Origin of the sequence: Crassaminicella thermophila, from assembly GCF_008152325.1 — a bacterium.
GTDB lineage: Bacteria > Bacillota > Clostridia > Peptostreptococcales > Thermotaleaceae > Crassaminicella_A > Crassaminicella_A thermophila.
Genome location: NZ_CP042243.1, coordinates 1176143 through 1189645 on the forward strand (window position 1 = coordinate 1176143; position 13503 = coordinate 1189645).

The 13503-nt window shown below is 31.5% G+C and carries 11 protein-coding genes and 1 riboswitch; of the genes, 7 read left to right on the top strand and 4 right to left on the bottom strand.

Going from position 1 to position 13503, the window contains the following annotated elements:
* The first annotated feature begins 258 nt into the window (after positions 1-258).
* From FQB35_RS05530 to FQB35_RS05555, 6 genes are all read left to right on the top strand, one after another.
* A complete protein-coding gene (locus FQB35_RS05530; RefSeq protein WP_148809026.1) occupies positions 259-2163 on the top strand; it encodes an OPT family oligopeptide transporter in 1905 nt (634 codons plus the stop codon).
* A 94-nt stretch (positions 2164-2257) separates the two neighbouring features.
* Positions 2258-3259 carry a LacI family DNA-binding transcriptional regulator gene (locus tag FQB35_RS05535; RefSeq protein ID WP_148809027.1) on the top strand — a complete coding sequence of 334 codons (1002 nt, stop codon included), beginning with the start codon at positions 2258-2260 and terminating at the stop codon, positions 3257-3259.
* 211 nt (positions 3260-3470) lie between these two features.
* On the top strand, positions 3471-5129 hold the full coding sequence (locus FQB35_RS05540) for a PTS transporter subunit IIBC (RefSeq protein WP_148809028.1): 1659 nt from the start codon (positions 3471-3473) through the stop codon (positions 5127-5129).
* Between the two features lies 1 nt (position 5130).
* Positions 5131-5925 carry an endonuclease/exonuclease/phosphatase family protein gene (locus tag FQB35_RS05545; RefSeq protein WP_148809029.1) on the top strand — a complete coding sequence of 265 codons (795 nt, stop codon included), beginning with the start codon at positions 5131-5133 and terminating at the stop codon, positions 5923-5925.
* Positions 5925-6875, top strand: a complete 951-nt coding sequence (locus FQB35_RS05550; RefSeq protein WP_148809030.1) for an ROK family protein — start codon at positions 5925-5927, stop codon at positions 6873-6875. The genes FQB35_RS05545 and FQB35_RS05550 overlap by 1 nt, the downstream gene beginning before the upstream one ends.
* Positions 6876-6900: 25 nt before the next feature.
* Positions 6901-8565: a glycoside hydrolase family 13 protein gene (locus tag FQB35_RS05555; protein WP_148809031.1), complete on the top strand. Its 1665-nt coding sequence runs from the start codon at positions 6901-6903 to the stop codon at positions 8563-8565.
* Positions 8566-8636: 71 nt separating this feature from the next.
* Here the strand turns inward: FQB35_RS05555 and FQB35_RS05560 are convergent, their stop codons facing one another.
* Entirely contained in the window at positions 8637-9335 is a 699-nt protein-coding gene (locus FQB35_RS05560; protein ID WP_148809032.1) for a cell wall hydrolase, read from the bottom strand.
* Between the two features lie 8 nt (positions 9336-9343).
* Positions 9344-9479: riboswitch (cyclic di-AMP (ydaO/yuaA leader) on the bottom strand.
* A gap of 82 nt (positions 9480-9561) precedes the next feature.
* On the bottom strand, positions 9562-9879 hold the full coding sequence (locus tag FQB35_RS05565) for a hypothetical protein (protein WP_148809033.1): 318 nt from the start codon (positions 9877-9879) through the stop codon (positions 9562-9564).
* Between the two features lie 185 nt (positions 9880-10064).
* Between FQB35_RS05565 and FQB35_RS05570 the strand changes: the two genes are divergently transcribed.
* Complete coding sequence (locus tag FQB35_RS05570; protein WP_148809034.1) at positions 10065-11309, top strand: M16 family metallopeptidase; 1245 nt, start codon at positions 10065-10067, stop codon at positions 11307-11309.
* A gap of 22 nt (positions 11310-11331) precedes the next feature.
* Here FQB35_RS05570 and FQB35_RS05575 read toward each other — a convergent pair whose 3' ends face one another.
* Both FQB35_RS05575 and FQB35_RS05580 read right to left on the bottom strand, forming a co-directional pair.
* On the bottom strand, positions 11332-12618 hold the full coding sequence (locus FQB35_RS05575; protein WP_148809035.1) for an amidohydrolase: 1287 nt from the start codon (positions 12616-12618) through the stop codon (positions 11332-11334).
* 66 nt (positions 12619-12684) lie between these two features.
* Positions 12685-13503 (bottom strand): purine-nucleoside phosphorylase, encoded by an 819-nt coding sequence (locus FQB35_RS05580; RefSeq protein ID WP_148809036.1) that lies wholly within the window; start codon positions 13501-13503, stop codon positions 12685-12687.

Genomic DNA, 13503 nt, shown 5'->3' on the forward strand with positions numbered 1-13503 from the left:
TATTAAAAAACCTTCTGTTCTATAAAGAATGGAAGGTTTATATTTATTTATAAGTGTAGGTTTTAGAGAAAACTATAAAATAGGTTTTGCCCTTTTTATATTTAAGTGATAAACTTATTTTTAAGAGGAATTTGAATAAAATTTATAAAGCGTTTTTGTTGCTATATGAATGGCTTTATGATAAAATAAATGCTAAAATTTATTTTACCTCTGTATATAATAGTGATGGCTTAGACATCAATTAGGAGGTTTTTATGAATGAATAAGAAAGATAAAATTATTGGAAAAAGCTTTAAACCGTTTATTTCCGCAGAAAATGTACTTCCTGAGTTTACAGGAATGTCTATATTTTTAGGTGTTTTATTAGCTGTTGTATTTGGTGCTGCGAATGCATATCTTGGACTTAAGGTAGGAATGACAATAAGTGCATCAATACCAGCAGCTGTAATATCAATGGGGCTTATCAGAGGAGTATTGAAAAAAGAATCAATACTTGAAAATAATATGGTTCAGACAATAGGATCAGCTGGTGAATCTTTGGCAGCTGGGGCGATATTTACTTTACCGGCATTATATATATGGACTGAAGAGTGGAACATGAAAGCTCCAAATCTAATTACAATTACTGCTATTGCTATTTGTGGTGGTATATTAGGAGTTCTTTTTGTGGTTCCGCTTAGAAAAGCTCTTATAGTTAAGGAGCATGGTATATTGCCTTATCCTGAGGGTACTGCTTGTGCTGAAGTACTTCTTGCAGGAGAAGAAGGTGGAGAAAAGGCCAAGGCGTGTTTTACTGGTTTGGGTATAGGTGCAGTATATAAATTTATAACTGATGGACTAAAGATTTTTCCAAGTAGAATAGAGACGACTATTTATGGATATAGAGGAGCAGCAATTGGTGCCGATGTAGTTCCAGCTTTATTAGGTGTTGGTTTCATTATTGGACCTAGAATTTCAGCTTATATGTTATCAGGTGCTATTATAGGATGGTTTGGACTTATTCCACTTATTTTTAATATAGGTTCAATGGGTGATGTAATTATGTATCCAGCATCGATACCAATTAAGGAGCTTGGATACTGGGGAATATGGGATTATTATATACGTTATGTTGGAGCAGGTGCTGTAGCTTTTGGAGGTATTTTCAGCTTAATAAGATCATTACCATTAATCGTTGAAACATTTAAGGAGACTATTAAGGATTATTCTTCTGGTGTTGGCGGAAATAGAAGTATTAGAACTGATAGAGATATGTCTATGAGAGTTGTACTTATAGGTAGTTTAGCGATAATATTGATGATGATGATGTTACCAGCTATACCAGTAGGATTTGGTGGAGCATTACTTATAGCAATATTCGGATTTTTCTTTGCAACAGTATCTTCAAGAATAGTTGGTTTAGTAGGAAGCTCATCAAATCCTGTATCAGGTATGACAATAGCTACATTAATCATTACAGCTATTATATTTAAGGCGACAGGGAATGATGGTCATGCTGGAATGATTGGGACTTTAACGGTAGGAGCAATTATTTGTATTATTACTTCAATGGCAGGAGATACTTCCCAAGATTTAAAAACAGGCTTTTTAGTTGGTGCAACACCATTTAGGCAGCAATATGGAGAACTAATTGGAGCATTAGCATCTGCTTTTGCTATTGGGTTAGTATTGACGTTACTTAATAATGTATGGGGCTTTGGATCTCATGAACTTCCAGCACCACAAGCAACTTTGATGCGTTTAGTAATAGAAGGTGTTATAGGAGGTAATTTACCGTGGATTTTTGTATTTGTAGGAGTTGGAATCGGTGTTGCAATTCAAGTTTTGGGCTTACCAGTACTTCCTATAGCTATTGGACTATATTTACCCATTCATTTAAGTACGCCAATTATGGTAGGTGGAGTTATTAGAGGCATATTAGATAAAGGATTGGAAGTAGTAGATGGAGAAGATAGCAGTGTTAAGGAAAAGGTTAATTCTGGGATCTTATATGCTTCGGGCTTAATAGCTGGTGAAGGTTTAGTTGGAATAGTTTTAGCAATATTTGCTTGGCATGAGATAAATCTTGCTTTGAATATTGATCTTGGACAAATCGGAGCATTAATATCCTTTGCATTATTGACTTTTACACTAGTTAAGTTTTCGATTTTAAAAAAGGTGTAAAATACTACCAAGTATCTGTTGACACAGTAATTATATTTATATAAAATTAAGTTGTGCAAACGGTTGTACAATATTAAAATAGGATGTGAAAGATATGGGCGTCACAATAAAAGATGTGGCTAAAGAAGCAAATGTTTCTCCATCCACTGTGTCAAGGGTTATTGCTGGAAGTAATAGAATTAGTGAAGAAACAAAGAAAAGAGTAAAAGATGCAATAGAAAAATTAAACTATCATCCAAATGTTGTTGCTAGAGGTTTGAGTAATAAGATGACAAAAGTTATCGGAATTGTTTTACCAACTGAGGGAGAGAATCTATTTAAGAATCCATTTTTTGTATATGTGATGACAGGAATAAGTAAATATGCCCAAGAATCAGGATATTATATAATGTATACTTTTTTTAAGACAGAAGAAGAAAAATTAAGTTCTATAAAAAATTATATTAACAGTAATTTAGCAGATGGAATTATTCTTACAACCGTTCATTCTAAAGATAAATGTATAAAATATCTTCAGGAAAAAGAGTTTCCTTTTGTAGTAATTGGAAGGCCAGAAGATACCAAAAATGTACTTTGGGTAGATAATGATAACTTTCAAGCTATGTATAATGTGTTAAGCAAGTTATTCATGAAAGGACACAGAGAAATTGCATTTATAGGAGCTAAAAGTAAATTAAATGTATCAAAGGATCGATTAAGCGGATATAGACAAGCTCATAGAATCCATGGTATTGATATTGATGAAAATATAATCGTAGAGGTTGAAGATTTTAGAGAAGATTTAGGATATCATGCTATGAAGAAGATATTAAGTATAAGAAAACCAACAGCTGTAGTATGTACAGATGATCTTTTAGCATTTGGGGTTAGTTCCTATTTAGCTGAGAATAATATAAAAGGTATTTCTATAGTAGGATTTAATAATACTCCTTTAGCACAATATCAAAAGCCAGCTTTGACATCTGTAGATATTAATGCAAAAAAATTAGGATACTATGCTGTGAAAATGTTAGTAGATAAATTAGAAAGAAATATAGAAAATATGCATTATATTATAGAAACAAATTTAATAGAAAGAGAATCAACAAGATATTAGTTTGTATATAAGAGTATATATGTTATGCTCTTATTTTTTTTATCTTTAATGGAAGGAAAAATCTCAATAAACTTATTGACAATTTTTTTACTAAATAATATAATCTTATTGTGCAAACGGTTGCACAATATTTTTTATAAAACACAAAAACGTTTGCACAGCTAAAAAATTTAATTTTATAGGCTATTATCAATATAAGGGGGATTTGAAGATGTCACAAAAATCTAGAATTATTTCATTCGATTTTTGGCAAAAATTTGGAAAAGCTTTAATGGTAGTTATAGCAGTTATGCCAGCAGCAGGACTTATGATTTCTTTAGGAAAAGTAATAGGAATATTCTTGGGAAGTTCAGGTGTGATTGGACTCATTGCACATACTGTAGAAGATATAGGTTGGGCAATTATTGTTAACTTAAATCTACTATTTGCTATTGCAATTGGAGGTTCATGGGCGAAGGAACGTGCTGGTGGAGCTTTTGCATCCGTTCTAGCTTTTGTATTAATCAATCGTATAATAGGAGCTATTTATGGAATTACATCTGATATGCTTGCTGATCCTAATGCAGTAGTTAATAATATTTTAGGTGGCAAGCTCTTAGTTAAAGACTATTTTGTATCAGTCCTTGGAGCACCAACTTTAAATATGGGCGTGTTTGTTGGGATTATAGCAGGCTTTGTAGGTGCTACGTTATATAATAAATACTATAACTATAATAAATTACCAAGTTCTCTTTCGTTTTTTAATGGTAAAAGGTTTGTTCCTTTTGTAGTGATTGGATATTCAGTTGTTGTTGCAGTTATACTTGCTGTGTTTTGGCCAATCGTACAAACAGGAATCAATAACTTTGGAAAATGGATCGCTACATCAAAAGATAGTGCACCATTTATATCTACTTTCATTTATGGCTCACTTGAGCGTTTATTGTTACCATTTGGCCTACATCATTTAGTAACAATTCCTATAAACTATACGCAGCTTGGAGGAACCTATGATATACTAACTGGAGATAACATAGGACAAATTGTATATGGTCAGGACCCATTATGGTTAGCATGGATTACGGATTTAAATAATTTAAAAGCTGCAGGAAATATGGATACATATAAGCATTTATTAGCTACAGTTCATCCAGCTCGTTTTAAAATAGGGCAAGTAATTACTTCTTCTGCTACATTAATGGGCGCAGCTTTTGCAATGTATAAGAATGTAGAAGATGATAAAAGGAAAAAATATAAATCTATGTATCTTTCATCAGCACTTGCAGTATTTTTAACTGGTGTTACAGAACCAATTGAATTTATGTTTATGTTTACATCCCCTATACTATATGGAGCATATGCAGTGTTAACAGGGATAGCATTTGCTATGGCAGATTTAATCAATTTACGTATTCATGCTTTTGGATTTATTGAATTTTTAACACGTACACCAATGGTTATAAATGCTGGAATTACGAAAGACTTAATTGGTTTTATTATTGTATCTATAGCATTTTTAGGGATAAGTTATTTTATGTTTAATTTTATAATCAAAAAATTTAATGTGGCAACACCAGGTCGTGCAGGGAATGATATTGATATAGTAGAAAAAGAGACTGACTCAAAAGAATTAAAATCAAATGTAAAAGATGAAATAGCTTGTACTGCAATAAAATTATTAGGTGGAAAAGAAAACATAGTAGATGTAGATGCTTGTATGACACGTCTTCGTGTAACAGTTCAAGATTTAAATTTAGTTGCAGGGGAGAAGGAATGGAAGGATAATAAAGCATTAGGCTTAGTAATAAAGGATAAAGGAGTACAAGCTATATATGGTCCAAAAGCGGATATAATAAAATCTAATATAATAGATATTTTAGGTGATTTATAAAATGAAGCTTTTAACGTTAAACTGTCATTCATGGATGGAGGATCGTCAAGAAGAGAAAATAAAAATTATTGCAAATACTATCAAAGAAGAACGTTATGATGTTGTTGCATTACAAGAAGTGAATCAGTCTATAAATAGAGAATATATTTTTCAAAATATAAAAAAGGATAATTTTGCTTTTATTTTGCTAAAGGAATTAGAAAGCTTAGGCTGCATGGAATATAGAATGTTATGGGATTTTTCTCATATAGGTTTTGATAAGTATGAAGAAGGAGTAAGTATTCTAACGAAGCATAAAATCGAAAAATATGATTCTTTCTTTATAACGAAAAGTCAGGATCAAGCCTTTTGGAAAACTAGAAAGATTGTAGGGGCTACTATAAAAATAAATGAAGAAGTTATAGATTTTTATTCTTGTCATTTAGGGTGGTGGCTAGATGAGGAAGAACCATTTAAATACCAGGTAGACCAATTATTAAGCACTATGAAAAAAGATAGGTTAACCTTCTTTATGGGGGATTTTAACAATGATGCTTTTGTAGAAGGAGAAGGTTATGATTATTTAATAGAAAAGGGACTGTATGATACTTTTTCTATGGCCAAAGAGAATGATAGCGGAATTACGGTAAAAGGCAAAATAGCTGGTTGGAGCTCAAATGAACAAGATTTAAGACTAGATTTAATTCTATCAAATAAAAAAATAGATATTAAATATTCGAAAGTAATATTTAATGGAACTAATAAACCGATTGTATCAGATCATTATGGTGTAGAAATAGAAACGGAGGGATTTTAGTGGAGGATAAATATGTTATAGGTATTGACTTAGGGGGAACGAAGATAAGTGGAGCTGTTGCAAATTTTAAGGGAGATGTAGTTTCTCAATATACACTTCCTACAAAAGCAGAAGAAGGAGAAAAAGCAGTATTAGAAAGAATAATAACTGTTGTAGAAGAAGTAATAAAAGAATCAAATGTAGATAAAGAAAAAATTGTATCTATAGGGATAGGATCTCCAGGGCCGTTAGATGCTAAAGAAGGGAAAATTATAACGACTCCAAATCTTCCTTTTAAAAATTTTAATATAGTAAAGCCTCTAGTGGATAAATTTCATATTCCTACTTATTTAGATAATGATGCTAACGTAGCAGCTATAGGAGAATATGTTTTTGGAGCAGGAAAAGGGACGAATAACATGGTGTTTATAACTGTTTCTACTGGTATAGGCGGAGGTGCTATATTAAATGGAAAGATATACAGAGGAAATACCTGCAATGCATTAGAAATAGGACATATGACTTTAGAAAAGAAAGGTCCACGCTGTAATTGTGGTAATTATGGATGTGCGGAAGCTTTAGCTTCAGGCACTGCCATAGCAAAGGCTGCAAGGAAGCAAGTAGAAAAGGGATTAAGTACTTCCTTATCTAGTTATGAAAAAATAACAGCCTATGAAGTGTTTAAAGAAGCAGAAAAAGGAGATAAGCTAGCAAAAAATATACTTAATGAAGCGTTAAATTATCTTGGAATATGTGTTGCTAATATTATTACTTCTTTTGATCCAGAAATGGTTATCATTGGAGGAGGTGTTTCTAAGGGAGGAGACATCGTATTTGAAAAAGTAAATGAAGTAGTAAAGACAAGATGTTTTAAAGCTATGTGGGAAAGTACGAAAATAGTACCAGCAGCTTTAGGAACAGATGCAGGAGTTAAGGGAGCTGTTGCCCTTGCTATAATGGAAAGCAAATAAGTGTTTAGGAAAGGAAAGATATTAGATGAAGAAAGTGTGGTGGAAGGAAGCTGTTGCATATCAAATATATCCTAGAAGTTTTAAAGATTCAAATGGTGATGGAATAGGAGATTTACAGGGGATAATTTCCAAATTAGATTATTTAAAAGATTTAGGAATTGATGTAATCTGGATTTGCCCAATGTATAAATCACCAAATGATGATAATGGCTATGATATTAGTGATTATCAGGAGATTATGGATGATTTTGGTACAATGGATGATTTTGATCAGCTTCTGCAAGAAGTTCACAATCGTGGCATGAAACTTATCATTGATTTGGTTATAAATCACACAAGTGACGAACACCCATGGTTTATTGAGGCATGTTCTTCAAAAGATAGTTTAAAACGTGATTGGTATATATGGCGGGACGGTAAAGATGGAAAAGAGCCAAACAACTGGGAAAGTATTTTCGGTGGTTCTGCTTGGGAATATGATAAAAAGAGCGGCCAATATTACCTACATTTATTTTCCCCAAAACAACCAGATTTAAACTGGGAGAATGAGAATATGCGTCAAGCTATTTATAGTATGATTAATTGGTGGTTAGATAAAGGAATTGATGGTTTTAGAGTAGACGCAATTAGTCATATAAAAAAAGAAGAAGGATTAAAAGATATGCCTAATCCAGAAGGCTTAAAATATGTTGCATCTTTTGATAAGCATATGAATGTAGAGGGAATTCATAAATACCTTAAAGAACTAAAAGAAAATACTTTTTCTAAATATGATATTATGACTGTTGGAGAAGCAAATGGTGTAAATATTGAAGATGCATCTTATTGGGTTAGTGAAGAAAAAGGAAAATTTAACATGGTTTTTCAATTTGAACACTTGGATTTATGGAATACTCAAAAAAAGAATCAATTAGATATTGTAAATTTAAAAAAGATATTATCAAAATGGCAGGAAGGTTTAGAAGGCAAAGGATGGAATGCATTATATATTGAAAATCATGATATACCACGTATTGTTTCTACTTGGGGAAATGATACGGTTTATTGGCGTGAGAGTGCAACATCACTAGCTGTTATGTATTTTATGATGCAGGGAACGCCTTTTATATATCAAGGACAAGAGATTGGAATGACAAATGTCAAATTCAAAAGAATTGAGGAATATAATGATGTAAAAACTAAAAATTTGTATGTTATGAACAGAGAAAAAGGGGTATCTCATGAAAATATCATGGAAATAATATGGGCATCATCTAGAGATAATGCTCGCACGCCTATGCAATGGGATGAATCACCAAATGCGGGATTTACTACTGGAACACCATGGATTAGGGTTAATCCAAATTTTAGAGAAATTAATGTAGCAAGACAGGAAAAAGATGAAAGCTCTGTGCTTAATTTCTATAAAAAAATGATTAAGATAAGAAAAGAAAACCATGTTTTAATATATGGAAAATATTATTTGATTCTAGAAAATAATGAGCAAATTTTTGCATATACACGTACATTAGACGATGAAAAAGTTGTTGTAATATGCAATCTAACAGATTCAAAAGCTGTATATGAGTATAAGGACATAGAACTAAAATATGAAGGACTGCTACTAAGTAATTATGATGTTAAACAGCACGATCCTACAACAGATATAGTATTAAAACCATACGAGACAAGAGTTTATATGGCTATATAATCAATGTTAATACATTTGATTTTTTTAAAAAAGGTTGTGCTATTTTTAAGCACAACCTTTTTTAAAAATATTTACTTATAAAATACATGATCACCAATTCTTGTAACATATGTTTTGTTTTGTACAATCCATTTAGCGGCTGATTTGTCAGGATTAAAGAAATATTCGGCACTACCTACAGGACGTACGCCGTTTAATGCATCCTTTGCTGCTTGTATACTTTCCTCTGATGGTGTATTATAAATAGTTCCTTCTGCTACAGGGCTAAACTGTGGGATTCCTTTATAATAATCAAATATTACATTATAAACAGTATTTGGAAATTCACTTGATTTTACTCTATTTAATATTACATTTCCTACTGCTACCTTACCTTTATAAGGCTCTGCTCCAGCTTCTGCATGAATAATTCTTGACATCCAATATAAATCTTTAGAATACTGATTTGTTGAAGTATTTATTCCTCTAGAAACAGGCGTATTTGCATATAGTCTAGACTGAGTCTGTTTTCCTGCTATACCATCTACTGTAATATGAACCGATTTTTGAAATTCCATAACAGCCTTTTTGGTTATTGGTCCAAAAATTCCATCAGCTGAGTCTTTTAGAAATCCTTTACTTATCAATGCTTTCTGGAGTCTGACTACTTCATAGCCTCTGCTTCCGTACTTTAATGTAACATATTCACTAGCAAACACATTCATTACTTGTAGCGATATGCATAAAATAATTAAACAAATCGCAACAAGTTTTTTCTTATTTGTTTTCATGCACAATACACTCCTTCCATAATCTGCTTCCGAAGTTAGCTGACGGGTTCGGGATAGAAGGTTCCCTACCATGTTATGCATGGATTAACCCCTTAAGGTGGTTCCTCCGTACCCAGAAAATCTGAGATTCAGCAAATGTAATGTGTTTACATAGTGAGTATTATATAAAAAAATATATATTATGTCAACCAAATAAGCAATAGAATATTATGGTAATGTATGCTACTTAATAGCACATAAAGCTGTGAATATCTGTTATTGCGAGTTTTTGATATATCCAACATAAATTATTCCAAATCCAGCAATAAATAAAATTTTTATTTATTAAGATAGGTTTTGTCCAAAACTGTAAACCATTATTTAACCATATATAAGTATACTTGAATTTACAATTCCTGATTGCATATTGACAAATCATACCTGTACCAGGAACCTTTGTTCTTCCTTCTGCCTTTGCTTTTGATATTGATGGTATAAAAGGGGGTGGAGGATAATCAGGAGGTCCGTATGAATTATTAACATTTGGCCTACCTACAGGTGGCAAAGCATTACATCCTCATCTAAATAATGATTTATTAGACATATAAAAACTCCTTTCTATTTGTATATTACATAATATGTTTTTATAAAAATAAAAGTTAGGGGTAACATTGTAAGGCATTCCCCTTTTTTAGTAGTGTATGATATAATTTAAAAACAGAATATTTTAATAGAGTAGGAGTAAAAATTATGACAAATCAGTTTTTTAACAGTAAGGAATACGAATTGAAAAATGGCATACGACTTATAACTATAAAAAAAGATACACATATTGCATCAATACACGTAGGGATTCATATAGGTTCTATGTATGAACAGAAGCACGAAAAAGGTATTTGTCATTTTATTGAGCATATGCTGTTTAAAGGGACAAATAAAAGAGATAATAATAGAATCAATCAAGATCTTGAGGAAAGAGCGGGTTCTTATGATGCATATACAGATTATACTTCTACAGTATTAGCAATAACTGCGTTGTCTGAAGAATTAGAAGCTTCAACAGAACTTTTATCTGATATGATTATTAATTCGACATTTCCAAAAGAGGAAATAGATAAGGAAAGAAAAGTAATTTTATCGGAATTGAAAACAAGTATGGATGATGTGGAACAATATAGCTTTAATAAAATAAATGAGGTAGCTTTTAAGAAGAGTCCATTGCGTTATGATATATTGGGAAGTGAAAAAACTATTAAAAGCTTTACTAAAGAGCAGCTTGAGAATTTTTATCATGATCATTATATACCAAATAAATGTATTATCAGTGTAGTTTCTCCTTTTAGTCATGATATTGTAAAGAAAATGATAGAAAAGTACTTTAATAATTGGGAGAAAAGAGAAGAAAAAAATGTTTTAGTTTCTGTAGAAAAAAATAGGAATATTGAAAAGGTATCATATAAAAGGAATATAGAACAAAATACAATACTTTTTCTATATACATTTTATGGATTGACACGTAAAGAAGAATTGGCTTTAGAAATATTAAATTATAAGTTTGGAGAGAGCGCTAACTCGATTTTGTTTCGAGCCCTTAGGGAAGAAAAAGGTTTTTCATATGATGTTTATTCTGAAATAGATGTAACAGAATTCATAAAAACCTTATATATATATACAACAGCCGAAGAAGATGATATTTGGAAAGCAAAGAAAGTTATTGAGGATTGTATCACAAAGATAAAGAATAAGGAGATATATTTTGATGATAAACATATTACCCATATGAAAAAGGTAATGAAAACAGGGATTTTTTCAATACTAGAAGATTCACAAGCATTGGGAAATTATGTTTTGCATCAAAAGATGATGGGTAGAAAGATTGATGTGTTTATTGATGATATAAAAGAACTAGATGATATTAAAGGGGATGATATTTGTAAGGTAGCGCAGAAAGTATTTTGTAAACCAACCATCCATATTTTATTAAATAAAAAGTAAGTTAGGCCAAGATAACCTTGGCCTATTTTGTTAATTTTTCAGCACATAATTGGGCATTTTGCATTACTTCTTCTAGATTAATTGTTGTTAATTTGCGATTTTCCATTAATATATTTCCATCTACAATAACGGTATCTACATCTGAACCTTGAATAGAATATACTAATAAAGATACTATGTTGTGCTTTGGATATAGATGAGGCTTGTTTAAGTCAATTAAAATAATATCTGCACATTTTCCTACTTCTATTGAGCCCACTTTATCTTCTATTCCTAATGCCTTAGCTCCATTGATTGTAGCCATTTTTAGTGCTGTAGCCGCAGGTACAGCTGTGCTATCTCCCGTAATACCTTTATTAAGTATAGAAGCAAGTTTCATTTCTTCAAACATATTTAGATTATTGTTACTACAAGAGCTATCTGTTCCTAATGCAACATTAATTTTATTTTTTAGCATTTTGTAAACAGGAGAAAAACCATTTGCAAGCTTCAAGTTGCTTACAGGATTATTTAATACATGAACATTTTTGTCCTTTAGGATCAAAATATCTTCATCTGATAAATGAACACAATGTGCTGCTAAAGTATGTACATCAAATAATCCTAAATCATATAAGTGTTTTACAGGTGATTTACCATAAGTATTTATACTGTCTTGTACCTCTTTAATACTTTCACTTAAATGAATATGAATTCCTGTATTTAGTTCTTTTGCCAAAGGAATAATTTTTTTTAGGTAGTCTGCTGAACAGGTATATGGAGCATGTGGGCCAACGAAAACCCTGATTCTATCATTATTTGATTTATGCCACTTTTTATACAAATCTCTTGTAATTTTAAAATCAGACTGATCATCTCTCGTTTTATCAAAAAGTGTGTCACAAATGCATCCTCTTATTTTTGCATCTTGAGCTGCTTTCGCAACAGTATCAGCAAAATTATACATATCATTAAAGCAAGTAACGCCTGACATGATTAATTCTGCAATACTTAACATACTTCCCCAATAAACAATTTCTTCTGTTAATTTTGGTTCTATTGGCCATACTTTTTCTGTAAGCCATTCCCAAAGGGGTAAGTCATCTGCATAGTTTCTTAAAAGAGACATAGGCAAATGGGTATGTGTGTTAATAAGTCCTGGCATAACAAGTTTATCTGTGGCAGAGATAAGCTTGTCATACTCAAAGCTTTTTGGAATTTCTCCTATATATTGGATCACTCCATCTTTTATAGCAATATCTTTATTTTCTATAAAAACTTTTTCTTTATCGAAGCATAATATCGAAGGATTTTTTATGAGTATATTCATGAAATCCACTTCCTATCGTTTGATATTATTTTACACTATTATATATATAGTGAATAATTTAGTTTTTTATATGGATTTAATAATATTTTTCATAAGTGTAATAAACTTTGCTCTTGCTTTTTCTGAAGTTTCCATTACTTCATTGTGATCTAATGGCTGGTCTAAAATTCCTGCTGCCATATTTGTCATACAAGATACACCAATTACTTTTATACCGCTATGAATAGCTGTAATAACTTCTGGTACAGTAGACATACCTACAGCATCTGCTCCTAATGTACGTACCATTTTAATTTCTGCAGGAGTTTCATAAGTAGGACCGCTCATGCAAGCATAAACACCTTCTTGCAACTCAATATTTAAAGATTTGGCAATTTCTTTTACTTTAGTTCTTAAATCTTTATCGTAGGCATTAGACATATCTGGGAAACGTGTACCAAATTCACCTAAATTTTTGCCAATTAATGGATTATCTCCAGACAGATTCAAGTGATCAGAAATAAGCATTAAATCTCCAGGTTTATATGAAGTGTTTACAGCGCCAGCAGCATTTGTAACAATTAAAGTTTTTATTCCTAATAATTTCATTACGCGAACTGGAAATGTTACTTCTTTCATATGATATCCTTCATAGAAATGAAAACGTCCTTGCATGGCAACTACTTTTTTTCCTTCTAATGTTCCAATTACCAATTGTCCTGCATGACCTTCTACTGTAGATACTGGAAAATTTGGGATTTCACTATAAGGATAAACCTCTTTATTTTCTATTTGATCTGCAATAGCACCAAGTCCTGAGCCTAGTATAAGGCCAATTTCGGGTTGAAATTTTGATTTTTGTAAAATGTATTCTGCTGATTGTTTAATGCTTTTGTAAAAATCCAT

Bases quoted from the DNA above. Each gene is read 5' to 3' on its own strand.
- FQB35_RS05580 (WP_148809036.1), bottom strand. From the start codon at position 13,503: ATGGATTTTTACAAAAGCATTAAACAATCAGCAGAATACATTTTACAA.
- FQB35_RS05570 (WP_148809034.1), top strand. From the start codon at position 10,065: ATGACAAATCAGTTTTTTAACAGTAAGGAATACGAATTGAAAAATGGC.
- FQB35_RS05540 (WP_148809028.1), top strand. From the start codon at position 3,471: ATGTCACAAAAATCTAGAATTATTTCATTCGATTTTTGGCAAAAATTT.
- FQB35_RS05560 (WP_148809032.1), bottom strand. From the start codon at position 9,335: ATGAAAACAAATAAGAAAAAACTTGTTGCGATTTGTTTAATTATTTTA.
- FQB35_RS05575 (WP_148809035.1), bottom strand. From the start codon at position 12,618: ATGAATATACTCATAAAAAATCCTTCGATATTATGCTTCGATAAAGAA.
- FQB35_RS05555 (WP_148809031.1), top strand. From the start codon at position 6,901: ATGAAGAAAGTGTGGTGGAAGGAAGCTGTTGCATATCAAATATATCCT.
- FQB35_RS05535 (WP_148809027.1), top strand. From the start codon at position 2,258: ATGGGCGTCACAATAAAAGATGTGGCTAAAGAAGCAAATGTTTCTCCA.
- FQB35_RS05545 (WP_148809029.1), top strand. From the start codon at position 5,131: ATGAAGCTTTTAACGTTAAACTGTCATTCATGGATGGAGGATCGTCAA.
- FQB35_RS05530 (WP_148809026.1), top strand. From the start codon at position 259: ATGAATAAGAAAGATAAAATTATTGGAAAAAGCTTTAAACCGTTTATT.